Origin of the sequence: Paenibacillus glufosinatiresistens, from assembly GCF_031470375.1 — a bacterium.
GTDB lineage: Bacteria > Bacillota > Bacilli > Paenibacillales > Paenibacillaceae > Paenibacillus_AQ > Paenibacillus_AQ glufosinatiresistens.
This window is the reverse complement of sequence record NZ_JAVFHT010000001.1, coordinates 237673-263561: the sequence shown is the minus strand read 5'-3', so window position 1 is coordinate 263561 and position 25889 is coordinate 237673. Positions and strand designations below refer to the sequence as shown.

The window sequence follows — 25889 nt, the reverse complement described above, 5'->3', positions numbered from 1 at the left end:
AAGGCAGTCTCAGGACAGCCGCCCGGCAAAATCCTCAAAACCAAAGCTCCGCACCACCCGCGGACCCTCCTCGTCGTTGTAGCTGACGATGGAAGGCAGGTTGACGCCGTTGAACATATGGTTCTTGACCATGCTGTAGATCGCCATATCGGTGAACACAAGCCGGTCGCCGGGCTTCAGCGGCTCGGGGAACGAATAGTCCCCGATGATGTCGCCCGCCAGGCAGGTCAGACCCCCGAGACGGTAAGTGTGCGGGAACTCGCCCGGCTGACCGGAGCCGATAATATTCGGCCGGTACGGCATGGCCAGCACATCGGGCATATGGCATTCGGCGGACGTATCCAGAATGGCAAGGTCCATCCCGTTCTTCATCGTATCGAGCACCGTCGCTACCAGGTAGCCGGCGTTCAGCGCCACCGCTTCGCCCGGCTCCAGGTAGATCTCGACGTTGTACGTCTCCTTCATATGAGTGATGGAGCGGCACAGCGTATCCAGATCGTAATCGGGACGCGTAATATGATGGCCGCCCCCGAAGTTGAGCCATCTCATCCCGTGGAGATACGGTCCGAATTTCTCCTCCACTACCCGGAGCGTCCGCTCCAGCGTGTCGGAATTCTGCTCGCACATTGTATGGAAATGCAAGCCGTCGATGCCGTCCAGCTCATCGGGACGGAAGTTCTCCAGCGTCGTGCCCATCCGCGAGTTGTTGTAGCAGGGATCATAGAGCGGAATTTCAATCTCGGAATATTCCGGATTGATGCGAATGCCGCAGCTGATCTTCTTCGGCGCGCTCTGCACGCGGTCCTTGAACCGGCGCCATTGCGAGAACGAATTGAAGACAATATGATCGCTGTACTTCATGATCTCGTCGAATTCGGAATCCACATAGGCCGGCGCATAGACATGGGTCTCCTTGCCCATCTTCTCGTAGCCGAGCCGCGCTTCGAACAGGGAGCTGGAGGTCACGCCCTTCAGATACTTCCCGACAAGGGGATACAGGTAATGCATGGAGAATCCCTTCTGGGCAAGCAGAATCCGGGCGCCGGTGCGTTCCTGCACCGAATTCAGAATCTCCAGATTCTGAATTAAGAGACGTTCGTCAACCACATAGCTCGGCGAGGGAACCGCGCTGAAATCAATCGGCTTCATGAAGCGGTTCCTAGTCGAGCAGCGTCGGCGAGAAATCTTCCTGCCAAGGCAATCCCTGCTTGTTGAGCTGGTCCATGAACGGGTCCGGGTCCATCTCTTCAACATTGTACACGCCCGGCTTCATCCATTCCCCCTGGATCATCAGCATGGCGCCGATCATCGCCGGAACGCCTGTCGTGTAGGAGATGGCCTGGGAGCCGACTTCACGGTAGCATTCCTGGTGATCGCAGACATTGTAGACATAGTAGGTCTTCGGCTCGCCGTTCTTCGTTCCCTGGGCGATGATGCCGATATTGGTCTTGCCTTTGGTTCTCGGTCCGAGCGAGGCCGGGTCCGGGAGTACCGCCTTGAGGAACTGGAGCGGAATAATCTCCTTGCCCTCGAAGACAATCGGTTCGATGGAAGTCATGCCGACATTCTCCAGCACCTTCAGGTGAGTCAGATAATTCTGGGAGAACGTCATCCAGAAACGGATCTTCTTGATGCCCGGAATGTTCTTAGCCAGAGACTCCAGCTCTTCATGATACAGCAGATAAATATCCTTCGGACCGATCTCCGGCAGATCGTACACCTTCTTCTCCGACAGCGGAGGCGTCTCGATCCATTCGCCGTTCTCGTAGTAGCGGCCGTTGGCCGTAATTTCGCGGATGTTGATCTCCGGATTGAAGTTCGTAGCGAACGGGTAACCGTGGTCGCCGGCATTCGCGTCAACGATGTCAATCGTATGAATCTCGTCAAAATAATGCTTCACGGCATAAGCCGAGAAGACGCCGGTTACACCCGGATCGAAGCCGCAGCCCAGCAGGGCCATGATGCCGGCTTCCTCGAATTTCTTCTTATAGGCCCACTGCCAGCTGTATTCGAACTTGGCCGTCTCCGGCGGCTCGTAGTTGGCCGTGTCCAGATAATGAGTCTTGGTCGCAAGGCATGCGTCCATGATGGTCAGATCCTGGTACGGAAGCGCGACGTTGATCACGACGTCCGGACGGAAGCGCTCGATCAGAGCAATGACCTCGTCCGTATTATCGGCGTCCAGCTTGGCCGTACTGATCTTGGTGCGGCCTCCGTCCAGTTTGTTCTTCAAAGCTTCGCATTTCTCGACCGTACGGCTGGCAATGCAGATTTCCTCGAACACGTCGGGGTTCTGCACGCACTTATGGACCACAACGCTAGCCACGCCGCCGGCGCCGATAATTAACGCTTTTCCCAAAATGATGACCTCCTCAAAGTTTTGTGGGCAAGCCCCGGAGGGGTACCCCGTCCTGAAAACGACAACGCTGATTATACAGAAATGGCCGTAAATAATCAATAAAAATCGACGAATTCCGCAAAAAGTTGAAAGGGACTCTGGGTTTTCTCTGGAATTCTCCAAAATCCACCGTAATCCTGCGTTTTCCATGCTTTAACACTCTAAACGGCCATAGAGAGTGTTCGATTTAGCTATACCCGTTTCTTCACGAAATAAACGGATTTCTACATCTAATCCGGCACTCCGCTGCCACTTCAAGAGTAGGGATCTCTACTACGTTCGAGCCATTTTTGCCGTGTTTTCTGAAAGTGCATTGACCTTTCTCCGGCCCTTCCCTATTATTTGGGGTATCAGAAACTGAAGCGAAAGGGTGAAGACCATCGTGCCGCGTCCGGAAATCAGCATCATCGTTCCTTGCTATAAAGTGGAGGATTATCTGGAGAAGTGCGTCGAATCCATTCTGGGACAGACGTTCGCGAATTTCGAGCTGATCTTGGTTGACGACGGATCTCCGGATAACTGTCCCGCCATCTGCGACGCCTATGCGGAGCGGGACAGCCGCATCAAAGCGCTGCACAAACCCAACGGCGGCCTCTCCGACGCCCGCAACTTCGGCCTGGACATCGCGGTCGGCCGGTATATCGCGTTCATCGACTCCGACGACTGGATCGCCCCCGATATGCTGGAGCAGCTTCACCGCGCCGTCACCGAACAGAACGCCGATATCGCCGTCTGCTGCCACTACTCGGAAGAGGACGGCCGGGCCGAGCGGATCAACACATTCGGAGGCGATGCCGTACTGGGCAATGTCGAAGCCGTTACCGAGATCATCCTCGACCAGCGGATCAAGAGCTACGCCTGGGATAAGCTGTTCAAGCGCGAGCTCTTTGACGGCGTCCGCTATCCGGTAGGCATTGATTACGAAGACATCCTCACCGTCTACCAGCTCTTCATCAAGGCATCCCGGGTGGCGCTCGTAGACCGTCCTCTCTATTACTACGTGAAGCGGGGAAACAGCATTACCGGGAACAGCAGCGTGCGGAAGCTGCGCCAGAAGTTCTACGCCGTCAACGAACGGCACGATACGCTTCTGAAGCAGTACCGGAACATCATCTCCCCTTCCGTCTGGAATGCATCCATCAACATTATCGTCAGCGAAGGCATGGATCTCTATAATTATCTGCTGCGCGAGAAGCTTCTTCCCGACCAGAGCAGCTCGGCTAAGGAAGTAGAAGCGTTTATCCGCCGGAATCTGGGCGTCATCGTCTCGGCCCGCAATATCGACCTCCGCGCCAAGGCCTTTGCACTGCTCATCGCCACGAACAAGTCCTTCTATCATTATATGTACAGCAACTTTACCTTCCTTCGCAAAACGGGCAAGTAGACCTTCCGGCTTCCGCCGAGGTCTCCTAAACCCTCTCCCCGTTTCTTCCCTAAAGACAAGCAAGCAAGAGCCGCCCGGAAGCTTCTCTTCCGGGCGGCTCTTGGTCTGGCTGTTTGTCTATGGAACATTCGGAGCAAGGCCAGGCCGTCTCTTGCCCTGCCGGTTCAGACTTCAGGCTTATGGTTCATCCGTCCACAGCTCGTCGGCGATTTCCTTGATCAGCTCAAGCTTCCGCCACTGCTGCTCCTCCGTCAGCAGGTTGCCTTCCTCCGTGGAGGCGAAGCCGCACTGCGGGCTTAAGCAGATATGGTCCAGGCCGACGATCCGGGCAGCTTCCCGGACCCGGCCGACAATCGCGTCCTTGTCTTCCAGTTCCCCATCCTTCGAGGAAATCAGACCCAGCACCACCTGGCGGTCTCCGAGGGCGGACAGCGGGGCGAATCCGCCCGAACGGTCCGTATCGAACTCCAGATAGTAGCCGTCGTATTCCTCCATGCCGAACAGCGTATCGGCTACCGGCTCGTAGCCGCCGGAAGAAGCCCAGGCTGAGGCATAGTTGCCGCGGCACACATGCGTCGTTACCGCCAGATCCTCGGGCAATCCCCGGATAGCTTCCCGGTTGACGCGGGCATAGGCTGCCGCAGCGTCTTCCGCAGAACCTCCGCTGCGTTCCAGCGTCTCGCGGAAGCCCGCGTCGCACAGCATGCCCCAGGTGCAGTCATCCAGCTGGATGCTCCGGCAGCCGGCTTCGTAGAAGGCGAGAATCGCCTCCCGGTAAGCCGCGGCGATATCCGTAAGCAGACGATCGGCATCGGCATACACCGCCGCCGTGGAGGCGGCGTTCTCCGGACGCTGCAGCTCCGCCAGGAATTGCGCCGGCGCAGGCAGCGTCTGCCGGGCAACCGCGTCATCCCCTGCCAGACGGTGCAGGAACCGGTAATGATCCAGGAACGGATGATCCGCCGTGAACCGGATGCGGCCGGTGAGACGGGCCGTCTCCGCCCGCGTCTCGATTCCGTGGAACAGGTAGCCCTGCCCGCTCTCCGCCTTTACTACGCCGTCCAGCCCCCACATGAAATCCAGGTGCCACCAGGAACGCCGGAACTCGCCGTCCGTCACCGCCTTCAGGCCAACGCTCTTCTGCTTCTCGACCAGGCGGATAATCTCCGCATCTTCCACCGCGCGCAGTTCTTCAGCCGGGATCTCTCCCCGGGCCCATTTCTCTCTGGCGTCCTTCAGCGCCTGCGGCCGCAGGAAGCTGCCGACCATATCATGCCGGTATGGGGTACGGGTCCGCCGTGTTGTTCCGTTCGTCACTGTGCTCATCGCTATCGTCTCCTCCGGGATGGTATCTCTTGCCTTGCCTTGCGTTACAAGAAAGATAGCACATTCCGCAGAAGAGCCGGTAACGTCCAATTTCTATAGCTGGTTATAGCTTTAGACTATACCGGCCGCTGTAGCCTTCTTCAGTCCTTCGACATAGGCCTCGGCAAGCCTGGAGAGCGGAACCTTCCGGTGGCTGATCCAGCCCACGCGAATCGTCTCGTCGCATTCCAGCGGTACCGGGATAATCTCGTTGCCGTTCAGATCCCGGCTCAACACGCCGGTCGAAATCGTGTAGCCGTTCAACCCGATCAACAGATTGAAGAGCGTCGCGCGGTCGTTGACGACAATGCTTTTGGGGTGGGACAGCGTACTCAGAATCTCTTCGGCAAAATGAAACGAATTGTATTCTCCCTGCTCGAAGCTCAGGTAAGGGTAGGCCTGAAGCTGGTCAATGGTCACCCGGTCCTGCCGGGCGAGCGGATTGTAGATGCTGATGAATATATGCGGCTGCGCCGTGAACAGGCTCGTGAACTGAAGTCCGGCCTCCTTCAGCAGCTTCCCGACGACCTTCTCGTTGAAATCGTTCAGGTAGAGAACCCCGATCTCGCTGCGCATCGTCTTGACGTCCTGAATAATCTCATACGTCTTCGTCTCACGCAGCGCCAGCTCGTACTCCTCTTGTCCGTATTCCCGGACCAGGTGGACAAAAGCCTCCACTGCGAACGCATAATGCTGCGCGGATACGCTGAAATGCTGCGGCGAAGGCTTCGCATTCAGATAGCGGCTCTCCAGCAGCTCCGCCTGCTCAACCACCTGGCGGGCATAGCCGAGGAATTCCGCTCCTTCCTTCGAGAGCGTAATGCCCTTGTTCGTCCGCTCGAAGATCGTGACCCCGATCTCCTCTTCCAGATCGCGGACCGCGCTGGACAGACTCGGCTGGGAGATGAACAGCCGTTTGGCCGCCTCGTTCATGGAGCCGCTGCCGGCAATCTCCAGCACATATTTTAACTGCTGCAGGGTCACCGCTGCTCATCCTCTTGGGCGCCGCCCCAGCTGTACCCCTGCCGCCGAAGCGTATCCTGCGCATCGCCGTAACGGGGATTGAGTCCGTAGAAATGAGCGATAATCTCCGTCCAGCTCCGCTCCGTTCGCTCATGCTCCCGGGTATACGTCCGGTACTCGGCGTTGTACGCTTCCATCAGCTCCGGGTCAATCCCCTGATATTTCCCTTCATGCAGCACCAGACCGAGCGGCAGTCTCGGCTTCTGCGCCGGCTCCCCGGCCGGGTACCCTAGGCAGAGCCCGACCAGCGGAAAGACATGCCGGGGCAGCTCCAGAAGCTCGATCACCCGGGCCGTATGACGGCGGATGCCACCGATCGGAATCGTGCCGAGTCCCAGCGATTCCGCCGCAGCCACCGCTCCGCCGAGCTGGATGCCGACATCGGTCGCTCCGACGAGAATCGCGTCGGCGTCGTTGTCCGCCTCGAACGGCTGGCCCTCCTGCCGGGCGGCATACGCCGCGCGGGCCAGATCCATACAGAAGACCAGGAAGACCGGCGCTGCTGCTACATGGGCCTGATTCCCGCTCAGCGCGGCCAGCTCCCCTTTGACCGCTTCGTCGCGGACTTCGATGATGGTGACATGCTGGCCGTTGACCCAGGACGGCAGCGAACGGGCCGCTTCCGCCACGGTACGGACCGTCTCCGCCGATACGGGGCGGTCGGCGAAGCTTTTGTGGGATCGGTGGTTGAATAACGTGCGAAGGGTATCATTCATGGCTGTATTTCTACTCCCCTGCTTGATTTGTCCGGCTCTATCCACTCTGCCGGCGGTATGCCTCTATTCTAGCATCCGCCGGACACCTCCGGCCAGAGGGACGGTCCTGAACGGATGGCCGGACAGATGACGGGCCGGTTCCCGGGCAGATTCTTGAGCCGGCTCCGGACTTGCCTAGTTCCAGCGAACCCGGCCAGCGTCATACGCCCAGCTTCGGCCGTAGTCATGGCTCACCAGCGTGAGCGTTCCGACAATATCGCTCGCGCCGTCCCGGCTCATAAGCACGGGATATCGTCCCTCGGCTCCGAAGAACACGGGAGAGAGCGGCGTCAGGCCATACGCGGAGAACTCGCCGGGCAGCTTCACGCGAAGCCTGCTCCAGGTCCGGCCCCCGTCGCGGGTCTGTAGAATTGCCGGCTGAAAATCCGCAAATTCGTAGCGGAAGCCTGCAAATCCGGTCGTCCGGCTTACAAAACCCGCTCCGGTCATCACCCGGGCGTAGACGTCGTTCATATTCCCGGGGGCTCTCCGCCAAGTCCGCCCTCCGTCGGAGGTCAGATACACGGCATGCTCCTCCCGTCCCATGCCCTGAAACGCCGTCGTTACCGTCCAGCCCTCCCGGCTGTTGCGGAATCCGATGAATCGGGGGGAACCCGCCTGGCTGCCGTCAATCCGATTCGTCGTCCAGGTTCTCCCGGCGTCATTCGAGATCAGCGCCTGGATCGGCGCTGTCCCGTCCGCTCCCCTGGCCGTGCTGTAGGCAATGGCAGTCAGCTCCGGCGAGAGGTAGAAGCCCGACTGGTCGCTCTGCCGCTCCTCGTCTCCTGTTCCCGGCGGGAACAGATGCAGCGGAGCCGCTGCCTCCAACCGGCCCCGGTTATAGGACAGCAGCACCTGCCCGTCCTTTCCGAGCCGGAAGGCATGTCCGGCATCGTAAGCGATACTCCGGGCGGAGGCCGAGTCAAAGCCATACACCGTTCCCTGCCGGAATGCCGTGATCTTCCCGGCGGCTGCGCCCGGTGCGGCCAGCGCTTCGCGGCCGGCCAAGTCCCACCGCGAGCCGCCGCATCCGGCGGCCAGAAGCACGGAGGCCAGTCCCGCACCGAAGATCCGGCTTATTTTGGATGGTATGCGCTTCATTCTGGTCTCTCCTTCGCAATGAAAGTGCGGTAACCTCCCGCGCCTATCAGCTTACCTGAATTCAGGCGGGGGAAAGTAACATTTCCGCTGTTCTTTCGTTACGATTCTGACAAAAGCTGCCGAATTGACAAAAGCGCCCGGGCTGACCCAAACTACCGGGCTGACCCAAGCGCCGACTTTACAGGCTCTTGTTCGCGAGCCGTTTCTCGTGAAGCAGCAGCTCCGCTTCCGCCGCTGCCGACTCCTTCGCTTCGGAGACCGCCAGCTTGCTCTCTTCGATCAACGCCTTGGCCCGGCTCCACTCCGCCTGGACGAACTCGCTGCGCTCCATAGCCTGATCCTTCGTTGCCTGAATGCCCTGCTTCACCTCATCCAGATTGGCCTTCATCTCGTTCGCGGATTGTTTCACGCCGTCCAGCGACTGCTTAAGGCTCTGTATGCTGTCTGTCCATCCCTTGATCGGATTCTTCATGCGGATCTCCTCCCGGCTTGTCTTCTTATCTTTCATTACCCAGACTGCCGCGCTCCTCTTCACTTCTGCCGCAGCATAAGCAAAGCCGCCTCCCCTATACGGAAAGGCGGCTTGTCTCATGCCGGCGCGCAGCGGGCTTCGGCGGCCTAAGGCTGCCGAACCACTCTTTTGCCTCCCGGAAGGAACCGGCCCAGCTTCGAGCGGACCAGACCGGCCAGCTCAACAAAGACCTCCCGCTCCACAGCCGATACAGCGGCGAAGTAGACCGGAAAGAGGACGACCGCCACGGAGATTCCCCACAGGAAGAAGCTGCCGTAGGAATGGACGGGCAGATCTATATGCCGGTCCAGCACGACGACGGAGGCGAACAGGGCGCCGTTGATGCCCCATTTTCGCAGCGTGAACCACGGACTGCGCTCCAAGAGACGGCCGTTGGCGTACAGAATCATGTCGATCGAGCGATAGAGCAGTGCCGCAATCGTTCCCATCAGGACTCCGTAAATTCCGAACATCAGCACAAAGCCGACGGAACAGACGAGATTGATCGCCGATTCCAGAATGGAGCGTCCCTGGGTGTTCTTGAAATGGCCGGCGACGTCAATGACGCTGTCTACCGGACTGCGGGCGTTGATCAGCAGTTTGGAGACGGCGAACAGCAGAGGAAGGGTGTAGTCGATGTAGTTCTGGTCGGTGACGCCGGCTGTATAGAGCGACATGAACGGCAGGACCATCACGTACACCACGCTGATTGTCGCGAAGATGAACGCCATGTAATACGTCTCGTAGAGATTGAAGATCCGCATGAATTTCGGCTTGTTGTCAAAAAAGTTCTGTCCCAGTGCGAACCGGACGCTCCCGCTCAGCATGAGCACCAAATTGTCAACCGCGTTGAAGATCATGTTGTACAGCACATACAGACTGACCACCTTCAGGTTGGTGAACAGGGAGAGGACAATAATATCCGTATTGCGGAAGATCAGATAGGACAACTCGTGGACCAGCGCCGAATTCTTCTGGCTGATCGCCTCGAAGTCCGGCTTCCGGCTGAGATCGATCCACCGGTAATGCCTGCGGATATAGATGCGGTACACGGCAATCTGAAGCAGCACAATCACCAGATAGACGGCCTGTACGGCAATTATGTTCGCACCCTGAAGCAGCAGCAGAATCCGAACGGCGCTGTTGACCACATTGGCAATCGTCACGACCGAGGATTCGATGTAATTCTTGCCTTCGGCTATCAGCAGAACGCGGAATTTGCCCTGAAGGTAATAATTTACCGCGCCTCCAAGGCCGCTCAGGCAGACGATCAGCATCACGGTCGCCGCGTCGAATCCCGAATGGACCACGAACGGATAGACGCCGGCAATCAGCAGCACCGCTACGAAATAATAAATGCCGGTCTTCTTGTAATAGACGGAAGTTGCGGCGAGAATCTCATTGATCTTGGAGCGGTCTCCCTGTCCGATGGGACGGTAGAGCGCCTGGATCGAGGCCGCCCCCACTCCCGCTTCCAGCAGGGCCAGGTAAGCAATGATCTGGGTGATGGAAGCTACCAGACCGTTCGCTTCGGAGCCGTAATTCAACATAATCAGCCGGGGGATAAAAAAACTGAGCGCAATGGTAACCGCCTGGCTCAAAAGTCCGATTCCAATATTCAGCATGCTTCGTTTAGCGATCATTAGGCGGCTCCTCTCGAAGTGTACTCCAAACGTGGTGTGAAAACTCAGGACCCGGCGGCCGTCTCCTTGCCCCTAAGGCGCGAGACAGCGGGAAAACGGGCGGATACGGCCGAGCGGAAGCGGATTCCGGCAAGCTGCCAGGCCAGCAGCATCTGCAGCAGCTCCGGCGCAATTAGGAAAGAATGAATATCAGGCTTGATGCCGCGGTTCTCCTGTCTCCAGTGCTGCATCCGCTCTTTCATGCGGCCGTTGAGTCCGGGGTAGGCGCGGTCGATGTCCTGCAGCAGTCTTCGGATCGACACTTTGCCGCCGCTGCGCAGGCAGGTCTTCAGGTTGTAGAAGTAGTTGTCCAGCATGTGTCTAAGAAGCAGCGCTTCCGACGCCTCCTTCAACTCGGGGCGTTCCTGCATGAACGCCGCGGCGCGGGCGAAGGCGTCCGCGAATCCGAATTTCTTCACATTGTACACACCGGAGATCGAGGTGTTGCGCTCCAGATAGAAGGACAGATACCGGTCGATAAAAGCCGCCGTTCTTCCCCGGGCCAGCGCTTTGTAAGTGAATTCCTGGTCCTCGCCGTTGACGCAGCCTTCCGTGTACCGGATGCCCTGCACCGTCAGCAGCTCCCGCCGATAGGCGACGCTTGCGGTCCAGAGCTCCAGCCGCTGCTCGACCAGCACGCCGCGCAGCACCTCTGCGGAAGTCATTACAGCGGGCAGGCCCGGCGCAGGTCCGTACAAGTCCTTCAGCACCTTGCCTTCTTCGCTGACCAGCTTCCACTTCCAGAACAGCAGATCGGGCTCGGGCTCGCTTCCGAGGCTTCCGAAGATCGATTCGACCAGGTCGGGAGCCGTATAATCGTCTCCGTCCAGGAACAGCACATAGTCGCCGGAGGCTTCCTGAAGTCCCCGGTTGCGGGCGGCGCTGACACCCCCGTTCGCCTGGGAGACGATCCGGATACGGTTCAGCCGCCCCGCCGCCGCGAACCGTCTTACCGTCTCCTCCGTCCCGTCGGTCGAGCCGTCATTGACGACAATCGTCTCGAAGTCCGGCACGGTCTGGGCCGCCAGCGATTCCAGCGTCCGCGGAATATACGCTTCCACATTGTACGCCGGAATAATGATGCTCAGCTTCATCCGATCCCTTCTCTCTTTCATAATCATCATGAATCCTTCATTAATCATTCCCGAATCATTCCCGTTCTCCTATGAAACGCGGCTGCGGTCCCTGCCTGTCAGGGCGTGAAGCGTTCCGAAAATGCGGTCATACAGCCACTCATTGGCCGAGAGCGCAAAAGCGGCCGTCTTCAGCCTCGGGCTGACCGTTTTGGCGGACAGAATGGCCGGCAGGTTGCTTTTCAGAAACCGCTTGATCGTCTCGGTATCCACCGCATAACGGCGGCTCTTGGACTCTCGCAGCAGATCATTGTACAGGCCCACGCCTTCATCAACCATGCGGAAGATAAAATAGTCCCACTTCTCCTTCGGAATCGCCTCTCCGTAATCCCGGCGAATGTCGGCGTATTTGCGGCTCGTGCCGTTGAATTTGTCCACCCGCTTGGCGAGCGTATAAGTTCCCGAGATGCTTTCCTTGCGCTGGACATAATAATAGAGCGCCCGATCGACAAGCGCGACCCGATCCGCCTTGAGAAACAAGCGGTAGGTGGTCGGAATGTCTTCAAACGCCATGCCCGCCGGGTAGCGGACATCCTCGAACAATTCCCGGCGGTAGAGCTTATCCCAGGCCAGATTCTGAATGCGGCGGTCAAGAAGCAGCTCGCCGAGCGCTTCCGTCCGGCTTAAGACTGCCGGGTAACCGGAGAAGTCGTTGATCCGCTTCAGCTCGTCTCCGGCAGCTTCATAGTGGCAGCAGACGGCAATATCCGCGCCGCTCGTCTCCGCAGCCCGGTGCAGTTCCTCGAACATCGTCGGCGCAATCCAGTCGTCGGAATCGACGAAGCCGATATACGTTCCCTTGGCCTGGTCGAGCGCCCGGTTCCGGGCATCCGACAGTCCGCCGTTCGTCTTGTGAATCACCCGCACCCGGGCATCCCGTGCCGCATACTCGTCGCAAATGGCCGGGCAGCCGTCCGGCGAGCCGTCATCGACCAGAATCAATTCATACCGGGTATAGGTCTGCGCCAGAATCGAGTCCACGCATTTGCGGATATAGGCCTCCACCCGGTACACGGGCACGATAATGCTGATTTCCGGCTTTTCCACCTGCCACACCCCTCCGCTTCCACCTGTTTTACCTCAATATAGGCACCCTTGAAGGAAAGGTCAATGTACTTTCAGAAAACACAGCAAAAATGGCTCGAACGGAGTAGATGGTCCTACTCTCCTGGTGCCAAACTCTCCCCCAAAGCTGCACTGCCGGATGGCTTCGGAGCAGCACAAGCGGACGGTCCCGTTACGATCAGGATCGGCCGTTTCACGGTCCGCAGAAATACCGGAATAAGCAGGGCTTGCAGCCGACGGGAAGCAGCGTCCGGCATTGGCATGGTGCATTTCCCGACCGGAAGCGCACAGAAGGCTTTCGCCATTCCGTTCACCGGATGTGCGAAAGCCTTCTTTGTTTGTATAGACGTCCAACCTGTGCGGCGCGCAGAACCTTACTCCTACTCCAGCGTTATTTCCAGCCGGTGAACGCCGCCGGCGGGCAGAGCTTCGATCCACTCGCGGGGCAGTACAACGCCGCCCGCCGCATCCGGCGCGTTCATCGCTTTGGTCTCAACCGCTGCGCCGTTCAGCGTACAACCGGCAACCGCGCAGTTCCACGCGTCCTTGCGGCCTGCGTTCACATAGCGGATCTCCAGCGTTCTGCCCGCGAACAGCGTCGTCACCGCAGCCCGGCCTTCGGCATCGAACTGGTCGCCGGCCAGCTTCGGCGCCAGCAGCAGGTCGCCGAAGCGGCCCCGGACGCCGTATACCTCCATCAGCAGCGTCAGCAGCAGCCAGCTTGCGGAACCGGTCAGATAGTGGTACATGCCGCGCCCCTCTTCGCTGATATACTCGGGAATGCCCGGATAAATCCGGCTGCGCTCAAAATCGAGGCACAGCCGGTAAATGGAATCCAGCACCTTCCGTCCTTCCGCAGCATAGCCGCGCTTGTAGAGCGCATTCCCGTACATCACCGTCATGTGGCTGAACATGGCGCCGTTCTCTTTGTGCCCGAAGGCAAAGCCGAACGCCCGGCCGAGATTGGGCTGAATGCCGCCAAACGGCGTATTAAGCCGGTACCCGATCCGGTCATCCAGCAGATGCCGGTCTACGGCCCGAATGACCTCTCGCACCTGCTCCTCCGCCGCGACGCCGCTCATCACCGGAAAGACCTGACCCGTCAGCGTCATCCGCACGCCTTCCCCGCAGTCGCCCTCGACCCGTTCGCCGTCGTTGTTGTAGTACCCGTTGAACCAGCGGCTGCCGTCTTTCGACGCGATCCACTCCCGCTCCCGGATATGCCGCGCCGTCCAGTCGGCCTTCCGTTCCAGGTCCTCAGCCAGCGCGATCAGATCGACTGCCGCCTTCCCTCCTCGAACCCTGCCCGGAACCGCTTCAAAAAACATCCGCGCCCGCTCATGCTTCGCCTCCACGGAATCGTAATCCACCGGCTCGCCGCCCAGGGTGTCGAGCAGCAGAAGCATCTCCTCAGCGATCTCTGCCGTCGGCCGGCCGGTCCGTTCCTTCAGCTCGCGCAGCAGCCTGCCGATCTCCCGCAGATTCCCGGCATAGAAGGCCGTGAAGGCGACGCTCTCGCCCCGGTCTGCGGCCATGTCCAGGCCGTCGTTCCAGTCGGCGCCCTCCAGCCGCATATGGTTATGCTCGCCGACGAGGTAGAACGGCGTCAGCTGCTGGAGCAGAATATGCTCCAGAATGCTGCCCCGGTAGACTTCGCCCGAGGCCGTCTTCAGCAGCGTTCCACTCTCCGGCGTCCACGTCTCGTCGCGGCGCTTGCAGCGGTCGGTGAAAGCGTCGCGGAAATACGTCTGCTCCTCCAGCAGAAAATCGAGATCCCCGCTCCGGTCGATGTAGAGCTGCGTCGTCAGGAACGGCCAGGCGCCGTGGTCCATCCAGACGCGGGGGATGTTGTTGCGGTCGGCGACGAACTCGCCCGGCTTCGCACCGATGATCGTCGCATTGCTGCCGTCGATCCGCACGCCTGCGAAGTTGTTGAACAGCAGGGAGCGCACTTCCTCCGGCTCCATAATCATCAGGGCGAGGCAGTCCTGCCACAGATCGCGCCAGCCGCGGCCGCCGCGGCCGTAGTCGTGGTGCGGCATGAAGGAGTTGCCGAACAGGCGGCGCAGCACCGGCTGAAGTGTCACCCATTTCATCCAGGTATCGAATTCGGAGTCTGCCGAACGGAAGGAGACGGTGCCGATCTTGGCCTGCCAGAAGGCGGAGGTTTTCGCCAGCCAGGCGTCGAACCGCTCCGCGCTTAAATATTCGGCTTCAATCCGCCCCGCATCGGTTCGGCCATCCGTAATCGCCATCGCCAGCACGTAGCTGCGCGCTTCTCCCGGGGCCAGCGTAACCTCGCGAAAGCGGATCGCGCCGACGGCTTCGCCGCCTTCCCGCTCGGCGCCCGCCGTATCCGCCGGCGGCAGATTGCGGACGACAGCCTCCGGCCAGTCATGCGTGCCGCCCTCGCCGATGAACCCGTCGCTCAGCGGGAAAAAGCCTTCCGGCGCCGCCCCGTCCCCCTCCCGGCCGAGCACGCTGTACGACATCCGGTTCACCCGGTGTCCCCGCTCGTCGAAAGACAGCGTCGGCTGAACCTCGACGCCGGCCGGCAGCGTATAGATCCGGTGCAGCAGCGAGGTGACCTGCCGGTGATCGCGGAGATCGTCGGCGGATCGGGCATACAGCGGAATCGCCGCCGTCGGCGTCAGCGTCAGCGGCCGGTCTCCGGTATTGGTCAGCGTGACCTTCATCAGTTCGGCGGTGTCGTCCCCCGCCGGAACGAAGCTGATCGTCTCGGCGGTCAGCGGCAGTGCGGGATGCCGGCGCGTCAGCTTGTGCCAGAGGAAGCCGGCCTCCACCTCAGCGTCCTCTTCTCCTCCCGCCTCGTAGCGGCGGCTGTGCTGGGCGGCCGAATTGCCGGCGCAGGACCAGGCGCCCGCTTCCTCCGTATAGATCCAGAAATTCCGGGAGGCCCGGGAATTGTGAAGATTCTCCGCCCAGACCGGCTCGTTCAGGAACGCATTGTGTCCGGTTTTGATGTCGCCGTGCAGCGTCGGCGTGACGGATGACATGAGGCCCGCCTCGTTGGCGAGCGGAAAGTACAGATAGCTGGTAAGGTGCGGACTTGCGATCCGAAAATCGCCGTCCGCGCCGATAAACTCCCATTTACGGGTCTGCTGGGTCATTTGAATTGAACCTCCATTATTGGCAAAATGAGCGGCGGAGGCGCGTCCCTTCCTCGCCCCCGCGTAATCCTCCGTTACCTGCTCCAGTTCTCCTGCTCTACTCTGCGGATTCGTTCCCGCACTTCGGTCTCCTACTCCAGCTCCGCGACAATCGCCGCCACGGCTCCTTCGCGCAGACGGCGGGCATCGTCGCCGGTCAGTGCGCCGCCTTCGGTCGTCCAGACCGAGCCGTCCCGGCCCGTCAGCGTCATCCGCCGCACCCGGGCAGCGCCGGCGCCGAAGGTGTCGGCCCGCCGACCGTTGCGGTAGGTGACCTCCACCTGGCCGAGCAGCCGGAACTTGATTTCCCCATGCCCGTCGAACAGCCAGCCGGGCAGCGCCGGCTCCAGCCGGAACGTGAGCTCGCCGTCACCGCTTAGCCGGAACAGCTCCCGCCCGGCCATCATCGCGATCCACATGCTCAGGAACTCCGCCGTCGATCCGCTCAGGCGGGCAACGTAACCCCGCCCGTGGACGGCCGGATCGGGGTTGACCGAAGTCGCCAGGAACGAGGAATTCTCCAGCGTGCTGCGCCCGTACACGGCCGGGTCCAGGAACGGAATCAGGCCGTGGCGGAATTCCTCGTAGAAACGGTCCGTCAGCCCTGACTTCAGCAGCTCCAGCAAATACTTGTAGGACATGTGCAGGAAGACCGACTCCCGCTCCAGCCAGCCTGCCGTGAACGCCCGGATGCGGCCGATCTCCATCGGCTGGCCGTCCAGGGGAACGGAGGTTTTGTACATGCGCAGCTTCTCGTCATACAGTCCGCTGCACCTGACGGCGTCATAGATGGCCGCAGCTTCCTCCTTGGATTCAACCGTCTTCAGGGCATGCACCGGGCCTTCCAGGAAGGCCGGAAGCGGCTCGGCCCGGAAGGCGGTCACCACCGCCTTGGGCAGTCCGTACCCACCGATGACCGGACGGCCTTCCGCGTCCAGCTCGGGCTCGAACGCGGCAGCTTCATAGACGAAGTATGTCGGCACTAAACCGTTCCCGGCGGCGGTAGCTTTGGCGATGCCGCGGTCAAGCTTCTGCATGAACCGTCGGAAGACGCCCAGCAGCTCCGCGAACGTGATCTCCCGCTCGGCGCCGCCGATGCCGAATCGTATCTTCTCGCGGTAGCGCTCCCGCGCCTCTGCAAGCCGGCTCCAGCAGGCGAAGTCGTCCTCGCCGGACGAAGCGATCGCCTCATTGACCGCCGCGAGGAACCCGTACAGCTCCTCCGGCAGCAGCGCCGTGCGCTGCTCCAGCCGCTCCTTCCTCCGCAGCGTCTCCAGCCATTCGGCGACGAACCGGACGATCCGCTTCAGTTCGAACGTCTCCCCCATGCCGGAGCCGAATAAGCCCGGCAGCCCGTTCATGGCATCGTTCCAGCCCGGCTTGCCCGCTTCCATCTCAATGCCCATGCCGCAGGGGTCGAGCGAGGCCATTTTGCAGAGCGACAGCGCCACCAGCTTGACGAACAGGTCGGTCCGGTACAACTCGCCCCTGCCGTGGTCCGTACGGAGCCAGTTCGTATCGTCCCGGCCGATGCCGAGCCGGTTCATCTTCTCCTTGTCCGTCCAGGTGGCGCCGTACTGGCGGACCTTGCCGTCCTTCAGTACCGTCTTCTCGGAACGAGGCAGCACGCCGACCGGGCTATCGAAGAACAGGCAGGTCCCGGGAGCGTGCAGCAGCTCCTCCATCCGGTCCGGATAGACCGCCCGGTAACTCTCGATCAGATCCAGGTTGTAGGTCCAGTGGTCGATCCAGTAGCCTTCGCCGAAGCCGGCCTCAATCCGCTGCTCCGACAGCGCCAGCAGCCGGCCGAGGAACTCTTCTTCCGCCTCCGCCAGCCGGACGCCGCGGTCGTGCAGGAGATGCGCCACGCCGCCTGGTGTGAACGGCTTCGCACACAGCGCAGCCAGTTCTTCCGCCAATGCCTCCGCCAGTTCTTCCCCGTATTCTCCCGTTCGTTCTTCCGCTTCCTTCGCCGGGCCGGACGGTTCCTCCATCCCGGCCGTCTTGCTCCGAATCAGCGCCTTCAGTTCCTTCATCCGGTCCGGCGGCACGATGAACGTGCTGCCCTTGACCTGGAGCGGATTGAATCCGTCCGCCTGAATCAGGCTGAAGAACATATAGACGTTGAACGCCCCGACCTCGGGGTGAAAGAACACGTCGCTTCGACGGTTCTGGTTCATATCCCGGAAATTTCCGTTGCCCTGCGAATAGAACTCAGGGGCAATCGAGAAGAAATTGTAGTCCCGTTCCAGATCGCCGTGCTTGCGGGAGAACAGGTGGTATACCTTGGCCTCCTCCCCCTGTCCGAACACGGCCGGACTTCCGCCGCGAAGCAGATTGTCCAGGTAGCTCTGGCGGCAGTAAGCGTCGAACAGCGGCGATGAGGTTGAAGTGGCCATCCGGTCCGTTAGGACGTCGGCTAGCCGGGATGCTTCTTCCCGCTTACGGGCCAGATAACCGGCGGAAGCAAGGCGTTCCTTCTGCCGGTTGAGAGAGCCAAGGTCGCCCGCATGGCCGATCAGCGTATGCAGCCTCAGGCTGCCGCCGGGCTCCAGACGGGCCGCCTTGCCGGTGAACCCGCAGGGCACTTTGTTCGCCGTGACCTGCGGAAGCCGGAACAGCTCGGCAAGCGGCGTCTCCGCGAACCGCTCGGGATAGAGCAGCGAGGTGTTGCCGCCGAATACGGTCTGCGCATCGACCAGCGGCGCAATCAGCTCTCCGTCCCCCCCAAAAGAGAGATAGAAATGGCCGCCCGCGATCTCCGTCACCTCGGCCTCGTCGTGCGTGCTGGACCGCAGCTTGTAGAACGGTATCCCGTTCTCCAGGTTGAAGACATCCATCCAGCTCCGCAGCAGATTTCCCATCTCTTTGTAGGCGGCATTCTCCGTGCCGTAAGGCAGAATCTCCGGCAGACCGTCCAGCGCCTCCAGCTCGACGGGCCGGGCCCCTGTATTGACGATCTCGATCTGCCGGGCCAGCGCCGCGAAATCTTCGCCCGGAACTTGGAAATAGACGACCCGGAAGACGAGGCCAAGCGCCGGATTCTCTTCCTCGAGCGACAGCTCGTTGCGCCCGATCTTCATGGTGCGCTTCACGCCGGGCTCGGCGGCGAAGCTGTGGAACGGCTCATAGACGGAAGAGGCGGACAGGCGGGAACTGCCGGACGCGGTGTCCGCGATTTTGACAAAAGTGCGGAAGCCGCCGGCCGAGACATTCTTATAACTGATGCTCGCCGGGGAGAACTCCATAATCGGGCTGTTCTTGTCGCGGATGCCGAAGCCGGCGATTGCCTGTCCGCGGTTCACGTAGAAGGTCCAGAGCGGGATCCCCTTGCGTCCGGCCAGGCCGGGCAGGAAGCTGGAGAACGGGGCAGCCCGGTCGTAATCCTCGATCACGAAGAAGGGCGCTTCATAGGAATAGGTGGGCATAAATGAATACCTCCGGAGCAGAATCAATAAATCTCTGCGCAGTTTTGATCGCTGTTGATGGATAACGAAACCGATTTCGAAAATGGGCGAAAAACACGCCGGACGGCGAGTTCTTCTTGTTGCGGTCTGCCCGGACGGCGTCTTACACCTTCCGGCACGATTCGCGGATCACCAGCTCGACCGGCAGCACGACCGCCTCCGCCCCGGCCACCCCTTCAATGAGCCCGATCAGCATTTGCGCCGCCCGTCCTCCGATCTCCCGTATATTCTGGCGAACGGTCGTAAGCCGAGGCGTTACCAGCTCGGCCGACTCGATATCGTCGAAGCCTACGACGGAGATATCGCCCGGCACCGACAGGCCGTGCTCCCGGATCGCCCTCATGGCGCCGATTGCGAGATTGTCTCCCGCGGCCAGCACAGCGGTCGGCAGTTCCGGCTGTTTCAATAGCCGTGTCATCGCCTCATAGCCGCCCTGAATCGAGAAAAAATCTCCGCTGTCCGAAATCCACTCTTCACGTCCGGACAGCCCCAGTTCTTCCAGCATCCGCTCATAGCCGAGCAGCCGCTGCCGGCCGGCGAACGTGTCCCGCCCGCCCGAGAGATGAGCAATGGTCCGGTGGCCGAGCTCGTACAGATACCGCACGGCCTGTTCGCTGCCTCCGACATTGTCCGAGCAGATTGTCGCTACGTTCGCCCGGTTGAAATCCAGCAGCACGCACGGAATATCGCTGGCCAGCAGCTCGGCGACTTCCGGTTGATTCGGATCGGCGTAGATGACAACAACGCCGTCGATCCCCCGGAACCGGCAATGCTCCAGATAGGTTCCGTTGTTGCCGCCGATGTCGCGCGATATGAACATGAGATCGTAGCCTTTGGCTTCGGCTGAAGCCTTGAAGTTCTCAATGACGCCGCCGAAGAACGGGTGGCGCAGACCCAAGCCGGACGATTCCGTGAACAGCACGCCGAGCGTCCAGGAGCGCTTGGTCGCCAGACTCCGGGCGTTCGCGTTCGGCAGATAGCCCATCTCTTTGGCCGCTTCAAGAATACGGGTTCGCGTCTTAGCACTGACATCGGTATAATTATTGAATACCTTCGATACGGTTGTCGGCGACAAGCCGGTCCGTTTGGCAATGTCATAGATGGTTATCAAAAGCTCATCCCGCCTTATTCGAAATCGGTTTCGGTTCGGTATTGATTGTAAAGGCTTGCATTATGATTGTCAATGAAGTTTGATCCGTCTTTCCCTTCACAAGACCTTCTCCTCTGAACTACCCTGACACGCGAACCAGGGAGCCGCCTCTTGGACGACTCCCTCTTCTGTGCGCAGTTTCTCTGCCTGTACTTGGTCCCGCCTTCGGACAGCCGCGTGCGGAACTACACGCTTCCCTTGTAGCGCTCGAAGATCTCCCTGAACTTATGCCGGAACTTGAGGAAGATCCGCACGATCGCCGGGTCGAAATGCCGCCCGGCTTCCTTCTCGATAATCGCCGCCGCTTCTTCGTGCGGCATGGCCTCTTTGTAGACGCGCTTGCTTGTCAGCGCGTCGTAGACATCAGCCACGGCCATCAGCCGGGCCGACAGCGGAATGTCCTCTCCGGCCAGGCCGAGCGGATAGCCGGTTCCGTTCCATTTTTCATGGTGCGAATAGACGATCTCCTTGGCATAACGCAGGAAAGTCTCCGGCTTGTCCATCAACTTCTCGGCCCGCAGAATCGCTTCGCGTCCAAGCGTCGTGTGCGTCTTCATCACCTCGAACTCTTCGGGAGTCAGCGGGCCCGGCTTCAGCAGAATATGGTCGGGAATGCCGACCTTGCCAATATCGTGCAGCGGCGCTGACAGCGTAATAAGCTGGATAGTCTCGGGCGACAGACTGTCGGCGTAACCCGGCGTTTCGGCCATCCCTTTCGCCAGCACTTCGATATACAGCTTCGTCCGCTGAATATGGTTGCCGGTATCGTTGTCCCGCATTTCCGCGAGCGCTGCCATAGACATGATCGACATCTCCTGAATCTGGGTCAGTTCTTTCATTCTTCGGGCGATCTCGGCCTCCAGAAATTGCGTTTTGTCCCTGAGAAAATCGCGGGTTCCCTTCAGCGCCAAATGATTCTTCACCCGGGCCAGCAGCACGGGCGCGCTGATCGGCTTCGTCAAATAATCGACCGCCCCCAGCTCGAATCCGAAATTCTCCTCGTCCACTTCTTCCTTGGATGTCAGAAATATAACCGGAATATCGGCCAGATCCTCTTTCCCCTTCAGCCGCCGGCAAGTCTCGTAGCCGTCCATTACCGGCATCATAATATCGAGAAGAATCAGGTCCGGCCGGAACAGTTCGGCTACCTCCAACGCCTTTTCCCCATTCGTGGCGACTTTGACCTTATAAAGGTCTTTTAGAAGCCCGCCGAGCAGGGCGATGTTGTCCGGCATATCATCCACCACCAGAATAACCGGCTTGATCTCATCCATCGCTATCCTCCTTCTTCAGCAGCCCGGCTGCAACGGGCGTACGTTCCAGCAGTTCCAGAGCGCGGTCGTATTCAAAAGTGCGGACGGCCCTGTCCAGCTCCGTCTCGCCCTCCGGGCCGACCCGCTCTCGAAGCCAGCTCCGCAGCGAAGCATAGACGGCAACCGCTTCGCTGTCGCTGTCCCGCAATAGCGCGGTTAGCAGCCCGAGCCGCTCCTGCTCATTCTGCCCGCTCCCCGTCTCCTCTGCCGGATACAATGAAGCGGACGCCTCTCCGAGCTCCCCTCCGAAGGCGGCGCGAATGCGATGCGACAGGTGCAGCGCCGATTCCTCCAGCCGGAGCAGAAGCGCCTCCGTCAACGCGCCGCTCTTATCGGCCGACAGCTCACGTCCAAGAAGAGCGGTCTGCTCCCGAATGTCTGTCGCACCGATATTGCCGGATACGCCCTTCAGATTATGCACAAGCCGACCGGCCTCCGTTCGGTCTCCTGCCCGAAACGCGGCCGAGACCGCTTCGACGATGCCGAGCTGGTTCTCGGCATACTGCAGCAGCAGGCTCCGGTATAATTCCGTCCGCCCTCCCGCGCGGCGGAGGCCGCCGGCCGTATCGAGACCGGCGGTGGCGAGCATCCCGAGCGCTCCAGTCCCGAAGCCCGAAGCAGACTCCCGCAGGACGCGGGGCTCGGGAACAGCCTTCGTTCCTCCGGGAACCCAGCGCCGAATCGCACCGAACAGAATATCGGGGTCGATCGGCTTGGCGATATGGTCATTCATGCCGAGCATGAGACAGCGCTCCCGCTCTTCCGGCAGGGTTCTCGCGGTCATGGCGATGATCGGGACGGAGCAGCTTCTCGCCCGTATGCGCGAAGCCGCTTCATAGCCGTCCATCACCGGCATCTGAAGGTCCAGCAGCACCAGCCGGTACGGGTCGTCCGGCGGCATCTCCTCGAACCGTGCCAGCGCCTCTGCTCCGTTGCCTGCAATCTCCACTTCAATGCCCTGACCGCGCAGCAGCTCGGCCGCGATCTGCTGATTGATCTCGTTGTCTTCGGCAAGCAGCACTTTGATGCCCGCGAGACCCAAGTTCGAGTCCGGCGAGACTGAATGAAGCAGACGGCCCCGGCCCTGGCCGAACAGCAGCATGATGGTATCGAACAGCGCGGACGGATTGACCGGTTTGAATAGAATCTCATCCACCCGGGCCGTATCCGCAGGGTCCAGCCACTCCTCCCTGTCCCGAGAAGTCATCAGCACCACGGCGGGAGACGGTCTCCGCTCGGAATGGCGCTTGATTCGCCGCACGGTCCCGCTTCCTCCCGAGTCGTCGGCTCTTTCGTCCAGGAAGACGGCGTCGAACCGTTCTCCGGACCCGTTCTCCAGCACTTCTACCGCTTCCGCCGCACCGGCCGCAGTCGCAACGTTGCAGCCGAAGCTTTCCAGCGCCTTCGCCATCCGTTCGCGGGCTCCTGGATTGCGGTCCACCACCAGCATCTTCAGCGGCCGCGGTCCGGCCGGGAGCATCCGCTGCCCTCCGGTTTCCGAGGAGAGAATGCCGAACCAGGCCGTGAAGGTGAACCGGCTGCCCCGCTCCGGCTCGCTCTCCACCCACAGATTGCCGCCCATCATCTCGACCAGACGCCGGCTGATCGCAAGCCCGAGGCCCGTTCCTCCGTACTTGCGCGTTGTGCTGCTGTCCGCCTGCGTAAAAGCATGGAACAGCCGGCTCACCTGCTCCTTGCTCATTCCGATGCCGGTATCGCTGACGCTGATTCTCAGCTTGATCCGGTGATCCACAATGCCGCCGCTCTCGATGCGGACCGCAATCTCGCCCCGGTCGGTGAATTTCACCGCATTGCCGACGAGATTGGTCATTACCTGCCCCAGGCGGAGCGGGTCGCCGCTCAGCATCAGCGGCACCGCCGGAGCAAGGTCGAAGGAGAGCTCCAGCCCCTTATCGTAGGCAGCCTGACTGAAGAGCTCGAAGGCCCGCGCCAGCACATCCGCCGGATGAAAAGGAATTTCCTCCAGCTCCAGCCGGCCGGCTTCAATTTTGGAGAAGTCGAGAATCTCGTTCACAATTCCGAGCAGCGATGTGCCGGCATTGTGTATTTTGGAAATGTAACCGCGCTGCCTCGGACTCAGATCCGTCTTCAGCGCCAGATGCGCCATCCCGAGGATGGCATTCATCGGCGTCCGAATTTCGTGGCTCATATTGGCCAGGAACTGCGACTTGGCCGCCGTTGCCTCTTCTGCGAGCTGAAGCGCCCGCTTCAGCTTCTCTTCCTTTTCCACCGACTCGGTAATATCCTCACCCAGTCCCAGCAGAAACTGCGGTTTGCCGTCCGTACCCAGAATCGGCAGCTTCGAGGTGCGCACATAACGCACGGCGTCGCCGCCTCCCGCGTCCCCTTCCACTTCGATCTCGCTGTAAAGCTGTCCCTCGGTCAGCACCCGCCGGTCCACCTCCCGGAACCGCTTGGCCCGCTCCGCAGGGAACAGGTCAAAATCCGTCATTCCCTGAAAAGCTTCGGCTGTCAGGCCGTAGGCTTGCAGCAATCCCGAATTCGCCATCTCATAGGATAGCGTCTCCGCATTCTTGACATAGATCATGGACGGAATATGATTAATCAGCACATTCAGGAAGTTGCGGTTGGAGGCGATTTCCCGCTCCTTGTCCGCCAGAGCGCTGATGTCCGTAATGATGCCGAGGAAGCCTCCGACCGCTCCGTCTGAACGGCGGTAACCGGACACCGAATAGAGCACATCGCGCCTCGTTCCGTCGGCATATTCCATATTCTCGACCAGCCGGGTAACCACATAATCGGTTGCGCGGACTTCTTCCCACATTCCCTTGAGCATTTCGTAATGCTCGGCGGAGATCGTCCGGATCGCCCGGGCATTCAGGCCCAGCAATTCCTCTTCATGCGCGCCGAAGGCTTCGGTATACGCCAGGTTGCACCCGAGAAAATCCCCGTTGATGTCCAGGTAATACAGCGGAAGCGCAATCGAGTCAATCAATTGAGAGGTAAAATAAAGCTGGTCCGACAGTTCGCGGCGTACCCGCTTGTATTCAGATACATCTTCCTTGATGCCCACAAAATGCGCCATCCGGCCTTCCCCGTCCCGAATGGCGGAGATCAGCACGCTCTCGTCATATTCTTCGCCGCTCTTCTTCACGTTGGTCAGTTCACCCTGCCAGCTTCCCTTGAGGCAGACCTTCTCCCAGAGATCATAGTAGAACGCTTGCCTGCTCATCCGGCCGCACAATTCAATCGGCCTCCGTCCGACGACTTCCTCGGCAGCAAAGCCCGTTACCTCGGAGTAATACGGGTTCACGTACTCGATCCGGCCTTCTGTATCAAAAATCATAATCGACAGCGGCAACTGTTCGATTACGTCTTCATACAGGCGCAGCCGGTCATTGTATTCCTTCTCACGGGCAAGCATCCGCCGGACGGTTCTGATCTGCTTGCCGTAGAGACGGACACTCAGATAGACGAGGAAGAGCAGCGCGAAGAACAGAACGCTCATTAGCGAGAATCCGTGAAAACCGAGAACCAGCAGCGGGAACAGCAGGTATAGCAGGCTTGGGGGCAGCGTCGGGTCTCCCAGCCCCCAGACTCCGCTTTCGCGGGGAAGGGCCTTGGGAGGAAACGACATGACGGCCGGAACGGAAGCGGCAATGGCCATGAGGCCCGCTTTATAGACGGCGTCCATTCCCGCCGCTTGCACACCGCCATCGTAGAAATGAATGAACAGATCCCCCAGATTGCAGAGCGCAAGTCCGCCCAGCAGCAGAAAGAAGCAGACGGTCCGGGACTCCCGCTCCATATAGGCCCACACGAGGATCAGCAGCGACAGCATCACAAGCGGAGAGACGGTAAGCAGCAGGTCAAGCATCGCCTCCGGCTCCATGGCGGCCAATTGGGAGATATGCCCTTCGCCATAGAGGAACCACAGCGCGCCGGACACACAGGCCAGGCTCATGAGCTGATCCAGGAGCATATGCAACCGGGCTACACCCCGAATATTCACGAGGTAACAACGGAACATGCCCGCTATCAGCAGCAGCTTGACGATGCCTGCCATCACCAGGCGCGTATTCTCCGCAGCCGTCCCTTTCAGGAAATCCGGATTCAGCGCATAGGGCGCGGTAATCCAGAGCAGATCATTCACCACCCACAGCAGCAGACCTGCGGCAATCCAGACGACAGCGCCGCGAAAGAGTGACATATAACGGTACAGCAAACAGCAGGCGATACAGGCGGATAATGGCGCCACAGGCGTTATCCACACGAACAGTCCCCTGCTGTTCCATACCAGCGATAGAGAATATAGAAGAATATAGAGCAGGATGAAGCCCCACATTCTCCGGTTCAAAGCCGTCTTCATCTTGTCATCCACCCCGCCGGA

Annotated in this window: 16 protein-coding genes; 1 reads left to right on the top strand and 15 read right to left on the bottom strand. The window is 60.2% G+C overall.

All coding sequences use genetic code 11. The features are described from left to right. Nucleotides 1–9: 9 nt before the first annotated feature. Together nspC and RBI05_RS01090 are read right to left on the bottom strand one after the other, a co-directional pair. Complete coding sequence (nspC, locus tag RBI05_RS01095; RefSeq protein WP_150459204.1) at nt 10–1149, bottom strand: carboxynorspermidine decarboxylase; 1140 nt, start codon at nt 1147–1149, stop codon at nt 10–12. A 10-nt stretch (nt 1150–1159) separates the two neighbouring features. Then, a complete protein-coding gene (locus RBI05_RS01090; RefSeq protein ID WP_150459203.1) occupies nt 1160–2359 on the bottom strand; it encodes a saccharopine dehydrogenase family protein in 1200 nt (399 codons plus the stop codon). 409 nt (nt 2360–2768) lie between these two features. Between RBI05_RS01090 and RBI05_RS01085 the strand changes: the two genes are divergently transcribed. Continuing rightward, nucleotides 2769–3782, top strand: a complete 1014-nt coding sequence (locus RBI05_RS01085) for a glycosyltransferase family 2 protein (RefSeq protein ID WP_310549822.1) — start codon at nt 2769–2771, stop codon at nt 3780–3782. 177 nt (nt 3783–3959) lie between these two features. Here the strand turns inward: RBI05_RS01085 and RBI05_RS01080 are convergent, their stop codons facing one another. The 13 genes from RBI05_RS01080 to RBI05_RS01020 form a co-directional block, all read right to left on the bottom strand. Continuing rightward, nucleotides 3960–5108: a 5-methyltetrahydropteroyltriglutamate--homocysteine S-methyltransferase gene (locus RBI05_RS01080; protein ID WP_310549821.1), complete on the bottom strand. Its 1149-nt coding sequence runs from the start codon at nt 5106–5108 to the stop codon at nt 3960–3962. A 111-nt stretch (nt 5109–5219) separates the two neighbouring features. Further along, nucleotides 5220–6131, bottom strand: a complete 912-nt coding sequence (locus RBI05_RS01075; protein WP_310549820.1) for a LysR family transcriptional regulator — start codon at nt 6129–6131, stop codon at nt 5220–5222. Then, entirely contained in the window at nt 6128–6886 is a 759-nt protein-coding gene (locus tag RBI05_RS01070) for an NADPH-dependent oxidoreductase (protein WP_310549819.1), read from the bottom strand. Before RBI05_RS01070 ends, RBI05_RS01075 begins: the two co-directional genes overlap by 4 nt. A gap of 174 nt (nt 6887–7060) precedes the next feature. Then, nucleotides 7061–8026, bottom strand: coding sequence for a WD40/YVTN/BNR-like repeat-containing protein (locus RBI05_RS01065; RefSeq protein ID WP_310549818.1), 966 nt, complete (start codon nt 8024–8026; stop codon nt 7061–7063). Between the two features lie 178 nt (nt 8027–8204). Beyond that, nucleotides 8205–8498, bottom strand: a complete 294-nt coding sequence (locus tag RBI05_RS01060) for a hypothetical protein (RefSeq protein ID WP_310549817.1) — start codon at nt 8496–8498, stop codon at nt 8205–8207. 146 nt (nt 8499–8644) lie between these two features. After that, a complete protein-coding gene (locus RBI05_RS01055; protein ID WP_310549816.1) occupies nt 8645–10180 on the bottom strand; it encodes a lipopolysaccharide biosynthesis protein in 1536 nt (511 codons plus the stop codon). 44 nt (nt 10181–10224) lie between these two features. Next, entirely contained in the window at nt 10225–11313 is a 1089-nt protein-coding gene (locus RBI05_RS01050; protein WP_310549815.1) for a glycosyltransferase family 2 protein, read from the bottom strand. A 69-nt stretch (nt 11314–11382) separates the two neighbouring features. After that, complete coding sequence (locus tag RBI05_RS01045; RefSeq protein WP_310549814.1) at nt 11383–12399, bottom strand: glycosyltransferase; 1017 nt, start codon at nt 12397–12399, stop codon at nt 11383–11385. Between the two features lie 398 nt (nt 12400–12797). Then, nucleotides 12798–15548 (bottom strand): GH36-type glycosyl hydrolase domain-containing protein, encoded by a 2751-nt coding sequence (locus tag RBI05_RS01040; RefSeq protein WP_310549813.1) that lies wholly within the window; start codon nt 15546–15548, stop codon nt 12798–12800. 131 nt (nt 15549–15679) lie between these two features. Further along, nucleotides 15680–19015 (bottom strand): cellobiose phosphorylase, encoded by a 3336-nt coding sequence (locus RBI05_RS01035; RefSeq protein WP_310549812.1) that lies wholly within the window; start codon nt 19013–19015, stop codon nt 15680–15682. 142 nt (nt 19016–19157) lie between these two features. After that, entirely contained in the window at nt 19158–20183 is a 1026-nt protein-coding gene (locus tag RBI05_RS01030; protein WP_310550068.1) for a LacI family DNA-binding transcriptional regulator, read from the bottom strand. A 206-nt stretch (nt 20184–20389) separates the two neighbouring features. Beyond that, nucleotides 20390–21478, bottom strand: a complete 1089-nt coding sequence (locus RBI05_RS01025; RefSeq protein WP_150459190.1) for a response regulator — start codon at nt 21476–21478, stop codon at nt 20390–20392. Continuing rightward, nucleotides 21471–25868 carry a PAS domain S-box protein gene (locus RBI05_RS01020; RefSeq protein WP_310549811.1) on the bottom strand — a complete coding sequence of 1466 codons (4398 nt, stop codon included), beginning with the start codon at nt 25866–25868 and terminating at the stop codon, nt 21471–21473. Before RBI05_RS01020 ends, RBI05_RS01025 begins: the two co-directional genes overlap by 8 nt. Between the last annotated feature and the right edge of the window lie 21 nt (nt 25869–25889).

Excerpts from the sequence above, each read along its gene's own strand:
- RBI05_RS01020 (WP_310549811.1), bottom strand. The coding sequence starts at position 25,868 with ATGAAGACGGCTTTGAACCGGAGAATGTGGGGCTTCATCCTGCTCTAT.
- RBI05_RS01065 (WP_310549818.1), bottom strand. The coding sequence starts at position 8,026 with ATGAAGCGCATACCATCCAAAATAAGCCGGATCTTCGGTGCGGGACTG.
- RBI05_RS01060 (WP_310549817.1), bottom strand. The coding sequence starts at position 8,498 with ATGAAGAATCCGATCAAGGGATGGACAGACAGCATACAGAGCCTTAAG.
- RBI05_RS01025 (WP_150459190.1), bottom strand. The coding sequence starts at position 21,478 with ATGGATGAGATCAAGCCGGTTATTCTGGTGGTGGATGATATGCCGGAC.
- RBI05_RS01050 (WP_310549815.1), bottom strand. The coding sequence starts at position 11,313 with ATGAAGCTGAGCATCATTATTCCGGCGTACAATGTGGAAGCGTATATT.
- RBI05_RS01080 (WP_310549821.1), bottom strand. The coding sequence starts at position 5,108 with ATGAGCACAGTGACGAACGGAACAACACGGCGGACCCGTACCCCATAC.
- nspC (WP_150459204.1), bottom strand. The coding sequence starts at position 1,149 with ATGAAGCCGATTGATTTCAGCGCGGTTCCCTCGCCGAGCTATGTGGTT.
- RBI05_RS01070 (WP_310549819.1), bottom strand. The coding sequence starts at position 6,886 with ATGAATGATACCCTTCGCACGTTATTCAACCACCGATCCCACAAAAGC.
- RBI05_RS01035 (WP_310549812.1), bottom strand. The coding sequence starts at position 19,015 with ATGCCCACCTATTCCTATGAAGCGCCCTTCTTCGTGATCGAGGATTAC.
- RBI05_RS01055 (WP_310549816.1), bottom strand. The coding sequence starts at position 10,180 with ATGATCGCTAAACGAAGCATGCTGAATATTGGAATCGGACTTTTGAGC.
- RBI05_RS01040 (WP_310549813.1), bottom strand. The coding sequence starts at position 15,548 with ATGACCCAGCAGACCCGTAAATGGGAGTTTATCGGCGCGGACGGCGAT.